We start from the raw sequence: 15,061 nt of genomic DNA, 5'->3' as shown, positions 1-15,061 counted from the left end.
GTCACCACATGGCTACCACCTCCGTCTCCGCTCCGGCGGGCAGTGGCCCCTGGCAACTCGCCCGCGCGGAACTGCGCCGCCGTACCTCCGTGAAGATCTCCCTCGCCGTGGTCGCCCTCTTCGTGATCACGGCGGTGGCCGCCCCGCTGCTCAGCTCGCTGGGCGGCTGGGGCCCCGAGGAGTTCGACAAGAGCGCCGTCGACCCCTATCTGGGCGGACAACCCATCGGGCCGTTCGGCGGCGTCTCGGCCGAACACTGGCTCGGCGTCGAACCCGTCACCGGCCGCGACCTGTTCGCCCGGGTCCTGCACGGCGCCCAGGTCTCTCTTCTCATAGCCTTCGCCGCCACGGCAATCGTCGTCATCGGGGGCGTCGCGGCCGGGACCGCGGCCGGTTACTTCGGCGGCCGCACCGACACCGTGCTCTGCCGGCTGATGGACCTGACCATGTCCTTCCCGTCCCTCATCTTCATGATCGCGATGATGTCGGTGGCCCGCGACGTCAACCGGATCGTGCTGATGACCGCGGTCATCGGCCTCTTCGGCTGGCCCGGCATCGCCCGCATCGTGCGCGGACAGACGCTCTCGCTCAAGCACCGCGAGTACGTCGACGCGGCCCGCGTCGGCGGCGCCGGCCCCTGGCGGATCCTCACCCGCGACATCCTGCCGGGTGTGGCGGGACCCGTCATCGCGTACACCACCCTGATCATCCCCGGGATGATCGCCACCGAGGCCGCCCTGAGCTATCTGGGCGTCGGCGTCCGCCCGCCCACTCCGTCATGGGGCCAGATGATCGCCGAGAGCGTCGCCTTCTACGACACGGATCCCATGTACTTCGTCATCCCGAGCACCTGCCTGTTCCTGACCGTGCTCGCGTTCACCCTGCTCGGCGACGCCCTGAGGGACATCCTCGACCCGAAGGGAAGCCGCACATGATCCTCTACATGTTGCGGCGGCTGGCCGGCGTCATCGGTGTGCTGATCGCCGTCGCCGCCGTCACCTTCGCCATCTTCTACGTCTTTCCCTCCGACCCCGCCGCCGCGGCCTGCGGCAAGTCGTGCAGCGCGGAGCGCCTGGAGGCGATCCGCACCCACATGGGCCTGGACCAGCCGCTGTGGCGGCAGTTCGCGGACTTCGTCACCGGCATCTTCACCGGCCGCACGATGGGCAGCGGCCAGTACGCCCTGCACTGCGACTTCCCGTGCCTGGGCTACTCGTACGAGAACAGCCAGGGTGTATGGGACCTGCTGATGGACCGGCTGCCCGTCTCCGCCTCGCTCGCGCTGGGCGCCGCGGCGATCTGGCTGCTCCTCGGCCTCTCCGCGGGCGTCGTGGCGGCCCTGCGCAAGGACACCCTCACCGACCGCGTCCTGATGGTCGGCGCGGTCGCCGCCGCCTCGCTGCCCGTCTACTTCACCTCGGTGATGCTCATCTATGGGCTGATCCGGGTGGCCGGACTGCTGCCCTATCCCGAGTACGTGCCGTTCGGCTCCGATCCCCTCGACTGGGCATCGAACCTGCTGCTGCCCTGGCTGGCGCTCGCCGTCCTGTACGCGGCCATGTACGCGCGCCAAAGCCGCAGTTCGATGATCGAGACGATGGCGGAGCCGTACATCCGCACCGCCCGCGCCAAGGGCCTGCCGCGCCGCAAGGTCGTGGTCAAGCACGGCTTGAGGGCGGGCATGACCCCGATCCTCACCATCTTCGGCATGGACCTGGGCGGCCTGCTCGCGGGCGCGGTGATCACCGAGTCCATCTTCGGGCTGCCGGGCATCGGGCGGCTCTTCTACGGCGCCCTGTCCACCGGCGACCAGCCGGTCATCCTCGGCGTCACACTGCTCGCCGCAACCTTCATCGTCGTGGCCAACCTGGCCGTCGATCTGTTGTACGCCGTCGTCGACCCGCGAGTGAGGTACTGATGGCCGACTCCGCCTCCCTGTTGTCGGTACGGGACCTGACGGTCACCTTCCCGACGAAGCACGGCCCGGTCCGGGCCGTAGATTCCCTCACCTTCGACGTGCGGCAGGGGCAGACCCTCGGCATCGTCGGCGAGTCCGGCTCCGGCAAGTCCGTCACCTCCATGGCCGTGATGGGCCTGCACACCGGCGCCGAAGTCACCGGCTCCATCACCGTCGGCGGCCGGGAACTGGTCGGCCTGGCCGAGCGCGAGCTGAACCGGCTCCGCGGCCGGAAGATGGCGATGATCTTCCAGGATCCGCTCTCCAGTCTCCATCCGTACTACACCGTGGGCGAGCAGATCGCCGAGCACCACCGGGTGCACTTCGGATCCAGCCGCAGGGCTGCCCGTGAACGTGCGGTGGAAGCGCTGGCCGATGTCGGCATCCCCGAACCCCGTCGCCGGGAGGGCGAGTACCCGCACCAGTTCTCCGGCGGCATGCGCCAGCGCGTGATGATCGCGATGGCGCTGGTCTGCGAACCCGACCTGCTCATCGCGGACGAGCCGACCACGGCCCTGGACGTCACCGTGCAGGCCCAGATCCTGGAGCTGATCGCCCGGATTCAGCAGGAGCGGGGCCTCGCCGTCATCCTGATCACCCACGATCTGGGGGTGGTCGCCCGGATCGCCCACGAGGTGCTGGTGATGTACGGGGGGCGGGCCGCCGAACAGGCTCCGGTCGACGCGCTGTTCGCGTCCCCGGCCCACCCCTACACCCGGGGCCTGCTCGACTCCCTGCCCCGTCTCGACGACAGCGACGACGCGCCACTGCGGGCGATCCCCGGCAGCCCGCCGTCGCTGCTCATCCCCGCTCCCGGCTGTGCGTTCGCGCCACGCTGCCCACGGCCGGCCGCCGGCTCCGCCGAGGAGCGGTCCCGCTGCGAGACGGAGCGCCCCACCCTCCGGGGACCGGCCGGACACCCGGCCGCCTGCCACTTCCCCGCGTACGAAGGCATCACCTCATGAGCACTGAACCCCTGTTGTCCGTACGTAACTTGACCAAGACCTTTCCCGGACGACGACGTACGAGCCCGGTGCGGGCCGTCGACGGCATCAGCTTCGACGTCGCGGCGGGCGAAACGCTGGGCCTGGTCGGCGAGTCCGGCTGCGGGAAGTCCACAACCGGCCGCATGATCGTCCGCCTGCTGGAACCCACCGCAGGGTCCATCACATACGACGGACGCGACATCAGCCATCTGTCGCAGCGGGGACTGAAGCCCCTGCGCAAGGACATGCAGATGGTCTTCCAGGACCCGCAGTCCTCCCTCAACCCCCGCCAGACGGTGGCCCGGATCATCTCCGATCCCCTGATGGTGCAGGGCAGTCCGGCGGCCGAGGCACGCACGAGGGCGGCCGAGCTGATGGAACTGGTCGGGCTGATCCCCGAGCACATCGACCGCTACCCGCACGAGTTCTCCGGGGGACAGGCCCAGCGCATCGGCATCGCCCGCGCCCTCGCCACCAGCCCCCGCCTCGTCGTCGCCGACGAACCGGTCTCCGCCCTCGACGTCTCCGTCCAGGCCCAGATCGTCAACCTGATGGAACGCCTCCAGCGCGAACTCGGCCTCGCCTACCTCTTCGTCGCCCACGACCTGTCCGTGGTCAAGCGGGTGTGCGACCGGGTCGCCGTGATGTACCTGGGCAGGATCGTCGAGATCGGCGCCAAGGAGCGGGTGTACGCAGCCCCCGCCCACCCCTACACGCGGGCGCTGCTGTCCGCCGTGCCCCTGCCCGACCCGGCCGCGGAACGGACCCGCGAACGGATCACCCTGCTCGGCGACCCACCGAGCCCGGCCGCGCCCCCGCCCGGCTGCACCTTCCACCCGCGCTGCCCGAAGGCCCAGGAGATCTGCCGGGCCGAGGCGCCGCTGCTGCGGATCGCCGCCCCGGGCGAGGCGCGGCAGGTGGCCTGTCACTTCCCCGAGGCCGCCTGAACGAGGTCCAGCCCCGGCTCCGGGATCACCGGAGCCGGGGCTGGACCGTCCGCGCGGGTTCAGGACTTGGTGATCCGCACGGTCTCGCCGTACCCGTCGGCGCTCAGCACCTCGATCCGCACACCGGACGCCGAGTCGGTGAACGACTCGCCGGCCCAGAACGGGGCGTCGTCCAGCGGGCGGCAGCCGTTCGCCGGCGTGGCGGCGGGCTTGGCATCCATCACCTGGATCGGCCCGTAGCCAGTCGCCACCGAGGTGTCCACCTTGTAGACCAGGGCGCCGGTCGAGCAGACACCCGTGTCCCCCTGGACCGCCCGCCTCGACTCCACGACGTACGCGGTGCCGGGGCCCGTGCGTACGACCGCCATCTTGGTGCCGCTGCCGTACTCGACCGCGGTCAGGCGCACGGTGTCGCTGCCCGCGGACGCCCGGCACACGACCTGGTTGTCGTCGGTCCAGCCGAGCTTCCAGGAGTGCCAGGCGAAGTAATGAGGCCCTGCGCCCCCGATCAGCCCCATCACATCCCAGCCGCCGACGAAGCGATGGGCGTCCGTGCCCGCGTCGAACGCGTACAGGTCGGGCAGGCCGAAGGTGTGTCCCGTCTCGTGGGCCACCAGCTTGGGTCCCCAGTGCCACATGTCCTGGCCGAAGGTCACGGCCCACTTGACCTTACTGCCGTCGGCGACGACGCCCGCCGTTCCCGGGTCGTACACATAGGTGGGGGTGAAGGAGATGGCCGCCGCGTTCCTCGTCGCGACCACGTACACCATGTCGTACCGCGAGAAGTCCACATACGGGTCGGCCGCCGCGACCGCGTCCTTGAGGTACGCCTCGTGCGTCTCGTGCGTCAGCCCGCGTGCGAAGCCGTAATCCGTCGAGGCGTGCGGCATCCGCACCCACCGCTGGTGCTGGGTGATGGCGAGCCAGGCCTTGCCGTACGAGGCGTTCCACAGCCAGTCGGCGCCCGGCGTGATCTGTGCCGCGTCGTCGGCGGGGGATTCGGTGGCGGGTGCGTCGGGGAAGTCCACGAAGATCATGCCGACGTTCACGGTCCCCGCAGGGCGCTTGAACACCGAGTAGTCCGTGTCATGTCCCTCGTCCGTCCAGCCGGTGGTGCCGCGCAGCGCGCAGGCCGACGGGTTCTCGGCTGCCGCCCGGGCGTGCGCCGTCCCTGGCAGGAGCAGGAACAGAGCGGCGAGCAGGGGCGCCCAGAGCGCCGCCCGAGCGGGCGCGCTGGACATGGTCCTTTGCATGGGGACACTACCTCTCCATGTATGGCGTGTGACATTTCACATAAGATTGCGGATGCAGATGCATGGCCGAAAGCTGTCGCCGGTCCATAACATCCGCGCCATGGACCTGGAGGTACGTCATCTACGGGTGGTGTGCGCGATCGCCGAGGCGGGCAGCCTCACCCGCGCCGCCGCCTCTCTCCGCATGACACAACCGGGGCTGAGCGCTCAACTGCGCCGCATCGAGGCCATGCTGGGTGGCGCCTTGTTCGACCGGCGGCAGGCGGGTGCCGTCCCCACGCCCTTCGGAGAGCTGGTACTCGGCCGGGCCCGCGCCATCCTGCCGGGCATCGACGGGCTGCTCGCCGACACCGCCCGGGCCGCCCGCCGGATGTCGGCTGCCGACCGGGTTCGGATCGGCTCGGTCGGCGCCCCCCTGATCGGCCATCTCATCCAGGCGGTGAAGGAATTGCTGCCGGATGCCGAAGTCACCTCACGCTGCCAGTACTCCCCCGTCGTCCTGCTCGACGACCTCGCGGCAGGCCGGCTGGAAGCGGCGGTGCTCGGCGACCACCCCGACCAGGAGCTGCCACAGCGTGAGGGCGTGGTGCTCCATCCGCTCGTCACCGAGCCGGTCTTCGCCCTCCTGCCCGCGGCCCACCCGCTCGCGGCTCGGGACGAGGTCGCGCTAGCCGATCTCCTGGACGAGGACTGGGCGGTCCCCCGGCCCGACAGCGACCGGACCCGCGAATACTGGTCGTCCGTCTGCGCTCTGACGGGTCGCCGCCCGTTCACCCCGTACGAAGCAGAGGGGCGCCAGCTGATCGAGACCGTCCGTGCGGGTCTGGCCGTCAGCCTCTGCCAGGCCACCTTCATCGAGGCCCCGGGCGTCGTGGTCCGTCCCCTCGCCGGAAATCCCCTGTGGTACCGGCACATTCTGGCCTGGCACCGTGACGGGCCGCTCGCGGCCCACGGCGTCGAGATCATGCGCCGTGTCCTCGATGGCTATCTGGACATATGCCTCAACAGCCCCACGTACGCACACTGGCGGGAACGGCATCCGCCTGCGGCCGGGCCGATGCCGAGGTCGAACGGCTGGGGCGACGGCGGGCGTTGAGGGTGCCATGTGGTCGTCATACGGCCGTGGAGCCCTTCGGGGCGTTCTGGCTCAGAGGCCGTGTTCGTCCATCAGCCGCATCAGGTTCCGCTTGCGTCTCTGGGCGGTGCGCAGGGCGGTGATGTACGCGGTGAACTCGTCCGATGTACCCAGGCGGTGGTGGCATTCGCCAATGCTCAGCAGCAGGCTGACGAGCCGCCCGTAGACCGCGTCGCCGGTCTGCTGGGTGAGCGACTCGGCCAGGCGCAGGTAGACACCGAGCGCGTCGGAGGGACGGTCGGCACGAGTTTGGTCGGCGAGGGTGAGCCACTGCCGCTCATGGGCGCCGGTTTCGGTGGCGGCTCGCCAGGCGGCGTCGACGTCCTTGTCGTCGAGCAGGGCATCGACCAGGACGGAGTCGCCTCGCCCGCTCTCGAGCCGCCGCCCGGCGTCGGCGCGCAGCAGGGCCAGCGCCCCCTCGCGCTCGGCCGGCCAGCAGTCGGCGGCCCGAGCGGCGGCACGCAGTTGTCTGTAGGTCAGCAGGGTGCGCAAAGCATCGAAGTGGTCGCGGCGCAAGGCGACGGCGTCGGCGAGCCGGTCCGCCTGCGCGTAGCGGTCACAAAGGTGATCGACGAGGGCGGTGTCGACTGCGGCGGGGTCCCGGACGTCCCGGATACCGCGCTCCGCCCAGCGCAGGCCCTGATCGGGCCGCCCCGCGGCATCCAGCTCCCGGGCGATGACCAGGTGGGTGCGGCCGTCCGGTGCGAGGTCGGCCGCATGCACGGCGATCACCGCTTCGACATCGCCTCCCGCCTTGGCCAGGCGCTCCATCAGGTACTTCTCGGCCCAGCCGGTGCGGTTGCCCCGCCACGCCTCGACCGCCAGGTTCCGCAGGACGGTCATCCCCCTGTCTCCGAGGACGTCCGCGTAGTCGAGCGGATCGATGCCGGTGAGATCGTCCATGTCACCGAGCACATGGCCGACCAGCCAGCGCGCGAGCTCCTCCGGGTCGGGGCGCGCCGAACGGCATGCGGCGTGGTGCGCTTCGACGAGGGCTGCGGCGACATGCCCGAGCCATCCGTCGGAGTCGTCGACGCTCTCCACCGCCTCGGCCAGCAGTCGCATGGCCTCTCGTGCCAGGATCATCGCATCGGCGGCCCGGCCCGAGCCGGTCAGCGCCCTGATCGCAGACACCGCCTGTCCGGCCTGGTCGGAGTAGGCACGGGCGTCGGCGTACTCGACGTACCCGTACTGTGCGAACGGACCGATGTCGAGCAGCTCGCGGACGCGGGTCCGGACCCCGGCCAGGTCTCCTCGCGCGCTCGCGACGCGCAGCTCCAGACGGCGGCGCAACTGCCGGTCCTCGGCGATCTGATCCCGTACGAGGGCGAGCAGTTCCTCCCGGGACAGGTCGGACAGCCAAGCGTCGAGGTCCTGTGCGCGGTCCCGAGCCGCCTTCCGTTGCCGTGGCAGACTCTCTCGCCGGGCGAGCACGGTAAGGCCGAGCGCGACCAGGTGCTTGCAGAAGTTTCCCTCCAGACCGTAGGGGCAGTCGCACTCGCCGGCCACGCCCCCGGGCCCGTTCAGCGCCAGTTCGACCTCGTACCGTTCCGTGCCATGGACGGTGGCAGTGACCCATGCGTCACCGACCTCGACTCCGGACACCGCGTCGAGGTATCCGAGCCCGCGCTCAAAAGAACGAGCCCCAGCCAACGCCCTGAGGTTCGCCTCGGTAAGGCCGACCACGGCTCTGTCCACCCCTGACTCCGGTCCTCTCGTGACGACCGTCAGCCTATGACCGCCGGTCAGCCCGGTACGGCGATCCGCCGGGAAAGCAGCCTCATCGGTGACGTGTGCGGCGTGGGCACCTACCACGACCTGGAGCCCTCGCCGTCATGAGTCTGCACAGCCCCATGTGCGCGAATCGTTCGGACGGCCGGCCCATCCATTCCTCATGACGCCCCCCTTTCTGGCCAGGGAACGCACCAGTTGCTCGCGACAGCGAGGGCTGTCCGCCTACGTCGCCGCGGGACCGGTCACGATCCTCACCTCGGACCCCGAGGACCTCACCACCCTGTGCGCTGGGCGGGTCACCGTCATCAAGGTCTGGCGGCAGGCCCTCGGCTCGTGATCCGTCCCCCGGCCGCTTTCCGCTTCGGACTGGCGAGTTGGCCGGCGGTCGTCCGGAGCCTTGACTGCCGGCGATCGATGGGCCCATTCACTGGAAATACGATTCCAGCGTGCCACGACGTCGGACATCCAGCGTCGCGCAGTGGAATGAGCCGCCGAACGGCGCGTAGTGGAGCAGGTCGCACGGGATCGGCTCGAATCCCCATTTTTCGAGCGCACGCAGCATGGCGGTGTGGTGCCGCTCCGCGATCACCCGTTTGTCGTCGATCATGAGAACGTTCATGCTGAGCCATTTGCCGCACATCGAGGTGAGCTTGAGCAGGCGCTCGTCGATAGGGTCGGGTTCGGGGGCGACCAGGATGTCCCACGAACTCAGGACATCGGGCAGGCGGTCGACGTCGATGTTTTCAGGATTGATCAGTGCCTTGCCGGGAGAGAGCAAGACGAACGTCGTGTCGATGTGCATGGGCGTTCGGCAGCGGCTCTCGATCTCGTGGATGCGATAGCCCGGTCCGAGATGGCGGCGCAGCCATTCGATGCCCATGCGGTTGGTGACGTTGCTCCGCGTAACGAACAGATCGCGTCCCGCCCGCACGAAATCCGCCGCGTCGAACACTGGCTCGAACTCGGTGAGGATGTAGCGCATGGGCTCGCCGGCCTCGGGTGTACGGAAATCCGCCTCGAACAGTTCGTCGGTGAGCTGCGGTTTCGGCGCCGCCGTCCAGCGCGCGCCACGCCGGAAGTAGTCCTTGAGAATGGCGCGATAGGAGTGGGTCTCGAAATATCGGCACGGCCATGCCATCGGGGTCTCGATGATCTCGTCGCCGATGACGAGCATGCTGTCGCGCGGACAGGTGTTGCAGAAACCGCGCGACGACCAATCGGGGGTGCCGAAGCGTTGCCTGTGGTCGACCGCGTCCGGGCGGGTGACCGTGACGCCGAGGGACTGCAGGAGCGTGATGAACTGATCGAGCTCCTGCTGCGCCGGCTCGATCAGCCTGCCCGGATACCTGAAGCCGGCCGCGATCCCCTGCAACCGCGCCGCCCACGGCGGGATGTTGCAGGCCACGACCGGGTGGTGGGAGGGGATCGTCGCGCCATCGAGACGCCCGACGATGATCTCCTCCAGCGGGTCCCACTCGTTGTGTGAATTGACCGGCGAGACGAGAGGTTCTGCGGCGTTGTCCGTCGCGGTCAATGGCGCCGACTTCACGCGTACTCCACAGCCCGCGTATGGGCATCACCGTCTGCCGCCGTCAGAATGTCGGACCTCTGCACTACCGCCAATGCTCAACCGCTTTCGATCGCAGAAAACAGTGACCGCCGCATTACCTGCCGCAATGGCTACGTTACTGCAAGTGGCATGGGCAGGGCGCTCCATGTCGACGGTCGGAGCCGTCCACCTGACAACGGATTGGCCGCCCGCAGGAGATCACGGCGGGGCGTCGGAGCGCCCGCTCCCCCAGGAACGGCTCAAGGCTCCGTCAGTTCGCAGGGTTGGCGAGCAGCGCGGCGGCAACGGGACCAACACGGTCGTCGCCAGGGGGCGCTGGGGCGTGGCCGGCAACGGGCACGGCAGATCCTGGGTGACCGCCTCGGCCCACACGTCGCGCGTCGTCGCGGCTCCGTCGCCCCCGCTCATGTGACCGAAAAGAGACCTGTCGCTACCTAGCGGTAACAAGACACGACGTGCCAGATTCCGCATGCCACCGGCCGGCGGCCCCCTCACTCGTACGTCACGCCCTCGTCGAGATCGACCGAAAGTCGCTCTCTTCCGTGGCCAGCCGCAGGAGTTCGCCGTGTCTGGATTCCGCTTGTACCGAATGCTTCCCTCAACCGCGCGTGGTCGGCGGTGGCTGCGTGCCGTGGTCGCCGGGGCTCTCGTCTTTCTCGCCCTTGTGGTCGCCGGAGCCGGGACCGCTCAGGCCGGGTCGGGCGTCGGGCCCAGCGCCATCGTGGCGCTCGGGGACAGTTACATCTCCGGCGAGGCCGGGCGCTGGAGGGGCAACAGCCTCACCGACAGCGGCAGCAGGGACGGCACGGACCGGGCGTGGACCGGGACGGCGTACGACCCGGCGCGGGTGTACGGGACGACCGCGGCGAACGGGTGCCACCGGTCGGACTCCGCGGAAGTGCTCAGCGCCACCGGGACGACCCAGGCGCTGATCAACCTCGCCTGTTCCGGGGCGACCACGGGGAACGTCTTCCGGGCGTCCCGCGGCGGCATCGCGTTCAAGGGGGAGGCCCCGCAGGCGGATCAGCTGGCCGCCGTGGCCGCCTCGCACGACGTCGAGGTGATCGCGCTGTCGATCGGCGGCAACGACCTCGGCTTCGCCGACATCATCACCACCTGCGCGAAGGACTACATCATCTACTACTCGTACTGCCACGACGACCAACAGGCCGTCGTGGACGGGAAGATCGACGCCGTGATGGCGAACGTCGGCAAGGCCGTCGACGAGATCCGCGCGGTGATGTCCGGTGCCGGGTACGCGGCCTCCTCGTACCGGATCGTGCTCCAGTCGTACCCCTCCCCCATCCCCCGCGGCAGCGAGAACCGGTACACCGAGAGCGGCTGGTCCCGGGTGAACACCGGCGGGTGCCCCTTCTGGGACCTGGACTCCGACTGGGCGCGCGACTCGCTCGTGCCGCAGCTCGCCGACCGGCTGAAGGCGCTCGCCGCGGCGAAGGGAGCCCAGTTCCTGGATCTGCGGGACATGCTCCAGGGCCGTGAGGTCTGCGCGAGGGCCAGCCGCCTGGTGACCGCGACGCAGCCTCCGTCGGCATCGGCCAGCGAATGGACGCGGTGGATCGACAGCGACGGGACGCAGGGGCCGGTGCAGGAGTCGGTGCACCCGAACTATTACGGGCAGTTGGCGCAGGGGCGCTGCCTGGCCCTCGTCCACGCGAAGCCGACGGGCGACTACAGCTGCCGCAACACGGCCGGCACCGGGGCCTCGGGCATGTATCTGACCGCGTTGTCCTGACCCCTGCCGCGGCCGGGGGCCACCTCGCTGATCACGCCCCGTGGCGACCGGCAGGGGCGGCCCTCAGCCGCGTGACAGCGTCCGCGACGGCTCGCCCGTTGTCGGCGACAGGTCGATGGCGTGCGTACGCACTCCGCCGTCGCCGTCGTCCGTCACCAGGCGGATGCGGTCGGGGCCGGCCCATGCGGCCTCCGTCAGCGCGTTGGCCGGGTCGTCGCCCTTGAAGTGGGCGACCTGCCAGCGGCGTGTGGCGAGGCCCGTGCCCTCGTCCACGTGGACCAGCCAGATCGGGTCGATCATCGCCGCGCCCTCCTCCACCACCAGGTGGCGATCGGGGCGGCCGGGGGCCGGGGCGTTCTGGATCGTCTTCGTGATGCCGGACTGTGCGAGCAGGAGCGAGACGGGGCCGCCGAAGAGGACAGCGGCCGCGGCCGGCACCGTGACGACGATGCGTACGGCCACGTGCCGAACGCCCAGGAGCAGCGCCGCGGTCAGGGCAGCCAGGAACAGCCGGCCGAAGAGCAGCGGGTGGTCGAAGGTCTGCGCGAGCGCGAGCAGGCCGCCCGGGCGGGCGGCCCAGTGGCCGACCGGCACCGCCGCCGCGCAGGCCGCGGCGGCTCCCACCAGGGCCCGGATGATCGTTCTGCGGCGCCGGACCGTCGGGTCCGCCATGGTCTCCCCCACGGCGGAGAAGTATGGCAGGGCGTCGGACGGCTCAGGTCAGGCGTTGGGGCGCTTGCCGTGGTTCGCGCCCTTCTTCTTGCGGGCGCGTCGCTTGTTGCCTCGCTTGGACATCGTGCGCACCTCCCTCTGTCGGGGCGTATCGGGCGCTCGCCAGTCTAGGTCCGGCCCCTCGGGGCCGCATCAGCGATGCGGAGGGGGCGGGGTCAGGCGGCGCTCGAGGTCCCGCAGATCCTCGACGAGCAAGGAGCGGACCCTGCGGGACATCAGGAGCGCGTCGGATCCCTGGTGTACACCGCCAGGGAGTGAACCCGCCGCGCCCTGGCGCCCATCAGCCCCCGCGGCTCAGCCGGACGGCGGGGCAGCCGCTTCCCGCGCCAGGCGCACCGGCGCCGGCGGAGCCGCGTACGCCAGCCGGCGGTGGGTGCGGACGAGCATCAGGCGCGCCATGAAGGGGTGAACGCGGCGCACCACGGACCAGTAGAGCCTGCCGCGCAGGTTGTGGGTCCGTACGACGGTGGTGAGCGTGACCGTGTCGTTCTCGATCAGGACCGAGGCGCGGAAGTCGAGGTGGCTCGCGTCCTCGCCGAGCAGCAGCTCCCTGGGCGCGCTCGCCCTGACCTCGTACGGGAGCACCCCGCGCCAGGCCTCGGGCGACGTGGGCATGCCGGGGCGGAGCGGGAGTTGCCAGGAGTCGGTGAAGTCCGGCCGGTCGTACGCCTCGTGGCCCAGGACGGCCGCCGCCGGGAACGGAACCGCCTTCGGGCGGTCCCAGACCGCCCGGTGCATCAGTCGCGCCCAGGTGCTCCGGCGCGTGGGGCGCAGGGGCCGGTCGGGAGTGGCGGCGCGGACGACGTTGTCGAAAAGTTCTTCGATCATCACGTCGTGCAGCGGTTCGATCGCCAGGGACCAGAGCAGCGCCTGCCTGATGCCCTGCTCCTCGTGGAAGACATGGGTGATGCGACAGCGGCCGGCGTCCAGGGGCTCGACGGTGAGGGTGTGGTAGCCGTCGGCCGGCGGGGGGAAGTCGAAGCGGACGGCCCGGCCCGGCTCGTACACGGTGACCCGGTACCGCACGAAGCCGTGGCCGCCGTCGGCGCCGACACCGAGGGGGCGGTCGAAGCGGAACGGGGGCCAGACCGGGCTCGGGGCGATCGGGTCGTCCGGCGACGAGAGGCGGTCGAGCAGGGCGCCGACCACCTCGGCGGGGGCTTCGACGACACGCTCGTGGACATTGCGTTCCGTGCGCATGACACACCTCCATACGGTCGCGTATGTTTAACCGTACGGTAGCGTATGGCCATGCGCAGGACAGAGGAAGGGGCCGGAAAAGGCCGCGGGCAGCATGCCGGACGCCGACGGCTCACCGCGCGGGACTGGGCCGACGCCGCGCTCGCCGCGATGGCCGAGCGCGGGCTCGCCGCCGTCGCCGTCGAGCCGCTCGCGGCGCGGCTCGGCACCACCAAGGGCAGCTTCTACTGGCACTTCACCAACCGCGAGGCGCTGATCGAGGCAGCCCTGGAGCGCTGGGAGGAGATCTGCACCGAGGAGATCATCACCGCCGTCGAGGCGGAGCCCGACCCCGAGCGGCGGCTGCGCACCCTGCTGCGGCAGGCGACGACGTCGGCCGCCGACGACCCGCTGGAGGTGTCACTGCTCGCGACCGCCGCGCACCCCCAGGTCGCCGCCGTGCTCGGCCGAGTGACGGAGCGCCGGATCGGGTACGTGGCGCAACTCTTCGAGGAGCTCGGCTTCCCGGGACCGGAGGCGCGCACCCGTGGCCTGCTGGCGTACAGCAGCTACCTCGGCCACACGCAGCTGGCGCACGCCGTGCCCCAGGCCCTGCCGCCGGCGGCGGAGAGCGACGCGTACCTGGAGTCCGTCATGGACACCCTGCTCAGACGGTAGGCGGTAGGCGGTAGGCGGCCGGGGTCGACGGGCCGGCGGAAGGCGGAACCGCGCCGCGGGGCGCCGAACTGCTCGTCACGCCGAACTGCGCCTGCGCGACGCCGCCTTCTTGGCCGCGGGCTTGGACTCCGCTGGAGACGCGCTCTTCGAGGCCGTCTTCGAGGTCGACTTCGAGGCTGACTTGGTGGTGCTCTTCGACGCCGCCTTCTTCGCCGTCTTCGCCGTGGACTTGGTCGCCGCCTTCTTGGCCGCGGTCTTCCTCGCGGCCTGCCCGGTCGACTTCTTCGTCCCGGACGGCTTGGGCGCGGCACGGCCCTTGATCGGCGTGACCTCGGCGACCTCCTCCTCGCCCCGCGCCTCCTTCGCCGCGCGCACGCTGTTCTCCAGTGCCGCCATGAGGTCGATGACCTTGCCTCCGGCGCGTTCGGCAGGCGCTTGCGTCTCCGCCGTGACCCCGCCCTCCACTTTGGCGGCGATCATGGCCTCGACCGCCTCGCGGTAGTCGTCGTGCAGGGACTCGATGTCGACCTCGCCGAGGGTGTCCATCAGGGCGTCCGCCAGGTCGAGTTCAGCCTCCCGCACGGTCACGTCGGCCTGCGGCGCCACACCCTCCGGGGCGCGGATCTCGTCCGGCCACAGCAGGCCGTGCATGGCGACCACATCGTCCACGACCCGCAGCATGCCGAGCCGTTCCCGGCCGCGCAGGGCGAACTTGGCGATGGCGACCTTGTCGCTGCGCTTGAGTGCCTCGCGCAGCAGCGTGTACGGCTTGGCGGCCGGCACTCCGTTGGGCGACAGGTAGTAGGCCGCGTCCATCTGCAGCGGATCGATCTCGGAGGAGGGCACGAAGGCGACGATCTCGATCGTCTTCGCCGTGGGCAGCGGCAGGGAGGCGAGATCCTCGTCGGTGATCGGGATCATCGATCCGTCCGCGTCCTCGTACGCCTTGCCGATCTCGGCGTTCGTCACCTCCTTCTCCTCCAGCTCGCACACCTTGCGGTAGCGGATCCGGCCGCCGTCGGCCTCGTGGATCTGCCGGAAGGACACCGAGTGGTTCTCGGTGGCGTTCACGAGCTTGATCGGGATGCTGACCAGCCCGAAGGAGATCGCACCATTCCAGATGGATCGCACGTTTCA

The 15,061-nt window shown here is 70.4% G+C and carries 15 protein-coding genes; 8 read left to right on the top strand and 7 right to left on the bottom strand.

Features of this window, described 5'->3' with window-relative positions; translation table 11 throughout:
- The first annotated feature begins 8 nt into the window (after positions 1-8).
- From J7E88_RS08570 to J7E88_RS08555, 4 genes are read left to right on the top strand one after another with little or no spacing between them, the layout of a single operon-like run.
- Positions 9-935: an ABC transporter permease gene (locus J7E88_RS08570; protein ID WP_215178871.1), complete on the top strand. Its 927-nt coding sequence runs from the start codon at positions 9-11 to the stop codon at positions 933-935.
- Complete coding sequence (locus J7E88_RS08565) at positions 932-1,918, top strand: ABC transporter permease (RefSeq protein WP_215178870.1); 987 nt, start codon at positions 932-934, stop codon at positions 1,916-1,918. The genes J7E88_RS08570 and J7E88_RS08565 overlap by 4 nt, the downstream gene beginning before the upstream one ends.
- Positions 1,918-2,922, top strand: coding sequence for an ABC transporter ATP-binding protein (locus tag J7E88_RS08560; RefSeq protein WP_215178869.1), 1,005 nt, complete (start codon positions 1,918-1,920; stop codon positions 2,920-2,922). The genes J7E88_RS08565 and J7E88_RS08560 overlap by 1 nt, the downstream gene beginning before the upstream one ends.
- Positions 2,919-3,890 carry an ABC transporter ATP-binding protein gene (locus J7E88_RS08555; RefSeq protein WP_215178867.1) on the top strand — a complete coding sequence of 324 codons (972 nt, stop codon included), beginning with the start codon at positions 2,919-2,921 and terminating at the stop codon, positions 3,888-3,890. The genes J7E88_RS08560 and J7E88_RS08555 overlap by 4 nt, the downstream gene beginning before the upstream one ends.
- Before the next feature lie 59 nt (positions 3,891-3,949).
- Here J7E88_RS08555 and J7E88_RS08550 read toward each other — a convergent pair whose 3' ends face one another.
- The gene (locus J7E88_RS08550) at positions 3,950-5,131 is read right to left on the bottom strand and encodes a M6 family metalloprotease domain-containing protein (protein ID WP_251022285.1); all 1,182 of its coding nucleotides are present in this window, start codon (positions 5,129-5,131) and stop codon (positions 3,950-3,952) included.
- A gap of 112 nt (positions 5,132-5,243) precedes the next feature.
- Between J7E88_RS08550 and J7E88_RS08545 the strand changes: the two genes are divergently transcribed.
- Positions 5,244-6,239 carry a LysR family transcriptional regulator gene (locus J7E88_RS08545; protein WP_215178864.1) on the top strand — a complete coding sequence of 332 codons (996 nt, stop codon included), beginning with the start codon at positions 5,244-5,246 and terminating at the stop codon, positions 6,237-6,239.
- Between the two features lie 51 nt (positions 6,240-6,290).
- On the opposite strand, the gene J7E88_RS08540 is transcribed toward J7E88_RS08545, so the two are convergent.
- Positions 6,291-7,964: an SWIM zinc finger domain-containing protein gene (locus J7E88_RS08540; RefSeq protein ID WP_215179011.1), complete on the bottom strand. Its 1,674-nt coding sequence runs from the start codon at positions 7,962-7,964 to the stop codon at positions 6,291-6,293.
- Positions 7,965-8,172: 208 nt separating this feature from the next.
- Here J7E88_RS08540 and J7E88_RS08535 point away from each other — a divergent pair, with 208 nt between their 5' ends.
- Positions 8,173-8,349, top strand: coding sequence for a hypothetical protein (locus J7E88_RS08535; RefSeq protein WP_215178862.1), 177 nt, complete (start codon positions 8,173-8,175; stop codon positions 8,347-8,349).
- An 87-nt stretch (positions 8,350-8,436) separates the two neighbouring features.
- Here the strand turns inward: J7E88_RS08535 and J7E88_RS08530 are convergent, their stop codons facing one another.
- Positions 8,437-9,561 carry an amidinotransferase gene (locus J7E88_RS08530; protein WP_215178860.1) on the bottom strand — a complete coding sequence of 375 codons (1,125 nt, stop codon included), beginning with the start codon at positions 9,559-9,561 and terminating at the stop codon, positions 8,437-8,439.
- A 610-nt stretch (positions 9,562-10,171) separates the two neighbouring features.
- Between J7E88_RS08530 and J7E88_RS08525 the strand changes: the two genes are divergently transcribed.
- Positions 10,172-11,335, top strand: a complete 1,164-nt coding sequence (locus J7E88_RS08525; RefSeq protein ID WP_215178858.1) for a GDSL-type esterase/lipase family protein — start codon at positions 10,172-10,174, stop codon at positions 11,333-11,335.
- Between the two features lie 63 nt (positions 11,336-11,398).
- Here the strand turns inward: J7E88_RS08525 and J7E88_RS08520 are convergent, their stop codons facing one another.
- From J7E88_RS08520 to J7E88_RS08515, 3 genes are all read right to left on the bottom strand, one after another.
- Positions 11,399-12,019, bottom strand: a complete 621-nt coding sequence (locus J7E88_RS08520; protein WP_215178856.1) for a hypothetical protein — start codon at positions 12,017-12,019, stop codon at positions 11,399-11,401.
- Between the two features lie 36 nt (positions 12,020-12,055).
- Positions 12,056-12,130 carry a 50S ribosomal protein bL37 gene (locus J7E88_RS37355; RefSeq protein WP_373297613.1) on the bottom strand — a complete coding sequence of 25 codons (75 nt, stop codon included), beginning with the start codon at positions 12,128-12,130 and terminating at the stop codon, positions 12,056-12,058.
- 231 nt (positions 12,131-12,361) lie between these two features.
- A complete protein-coding gene (locus J7E88_RS08515; RefSeq protein WP_215178854.1) occupies positions 12,362-13,267 on the bottom strand; it encodes a DUF2867 domain-containing protein in 906 nt (301 codons plus the stop codon).
- Between the two features lie 45 nt (positions 13,268-13,312).
- On the opposite strand from J7E88_RS08515, the gene J7E88_RS08510 reads away from it, so the two are divergent.
- Positions 13,313-13,924: a TetR/AcrR family transcriptional regulator gene (locus J7E88_RS08510; protein ID WP_215178852.1), complete on the top strand. Its 612-nt coding sequence runs from the start codon at positions 13,313-13,315 to the stop codon at positions 13,922-13,924.
- A 75-nt stretch (positions 13,925-13,999) separates the two neighbouring features.
- Here J7E88_RS08510 and J7E88_RS08505 read toward each other — a convergent pair whose 3' ends face one another.
- Positions 14,000-15,055: a Ku protein gene (locus J7E88_RS08505; protein ID WP_215178850.1), complete on the bottom strand. Its 1,056-nt coding sequence runs from the start codon at positions 15,053-15,055 to the stop codon at positions 14,000-14,002.
- Positions 15,056-15,061 lie beyond the last annotated feature (6 nt).

The sequence above is a fragment of the Streptomyces sp. ISL-10 genome (genome assembly GCF_018614575.1).
Lineage (GTDB): Bacteria > Actinomycetota > Actinomycetes > Streptomycetales > Streptomycetaceae > Streptomyces.
Note: the sequence above shows the minus strand (reverse complement) of the source record. Positions and strands in the feature narration are given on the sequence as shown.

Bases quoted from the DNA above. Each gene is read 5' to 3' on its own strand.
- J7E88_RS08570 (WP_215178871.1), top strand. From the start codon at position 9: ATGGCTACCACCTCCGTCTCCGCTCCGGCGGGCAGTGGCCCCTGGCAA.
- J7E88_RS08565 (WP_215178870.1), top strand. From the start codon at position 932: ATGATCCTCTACATGTTGCGGCGGCTGGCCGGCGTCATCGGTGTGCTG.
- J7E88_RS08560 (WP_215178869.1), top strand. From the start codon at position 1,918: ATGGCCGACTCCGCCTCCCTGTTGTCGGTACGGGACCTGACGGTCACC.
- J7E88_RS08555 (WP_215178867.1), top strand. From the start codon at position 2,919: ATGAGCACTGAACCCCTGTTGTCCGTACGTAACTTGACCAAGACCTTT.
- J7E88_RS08550 (WP_251022285.1), bottom strand. From the start codon at position 5,131: ATGTCCAGCGCGCCCGCTCGGGCGGCGCTCTGGGCGCCCCTGCTCGCC.
- J7E88_RS08545 (WP_215178864.1), top strand. From the start codon at position 5,244: ATGGACCTGGAGGTACGTCATCTACGGGTGGTGTGCGCGATCGCCGAG.
- J7E88_RS08535 (WP_215178862.1), top strand. From the start codon at position 8,173: ATGACGCCCCCCTTTCTGGCCAGGGAACGCACCAGTTGCTCGCGACAG.
- J7E88_RS08525 (WP_215178858.1), top strand. From the start codon at position 10,172: ATGCTTCCCTCAACCGCGCGTGGTCGGCGGTGGCTGCGTGCCGTGGTC.
- J7E88_RS08515 (WP_215178854.1), bottom strand. From the start codon at position 13,267: ATGCGCACGGAACGCAATGTCCACGAGCGTGTCGTCGAAGCCCCCGCC.
- J7E88_RS08510 (WP_215178852.1), top strand. From the start codon at position 13,313: ATGGCCATGCGCAGGACAGAGGAAGGGGCCGGAAAAGGCCGCGGGCAG.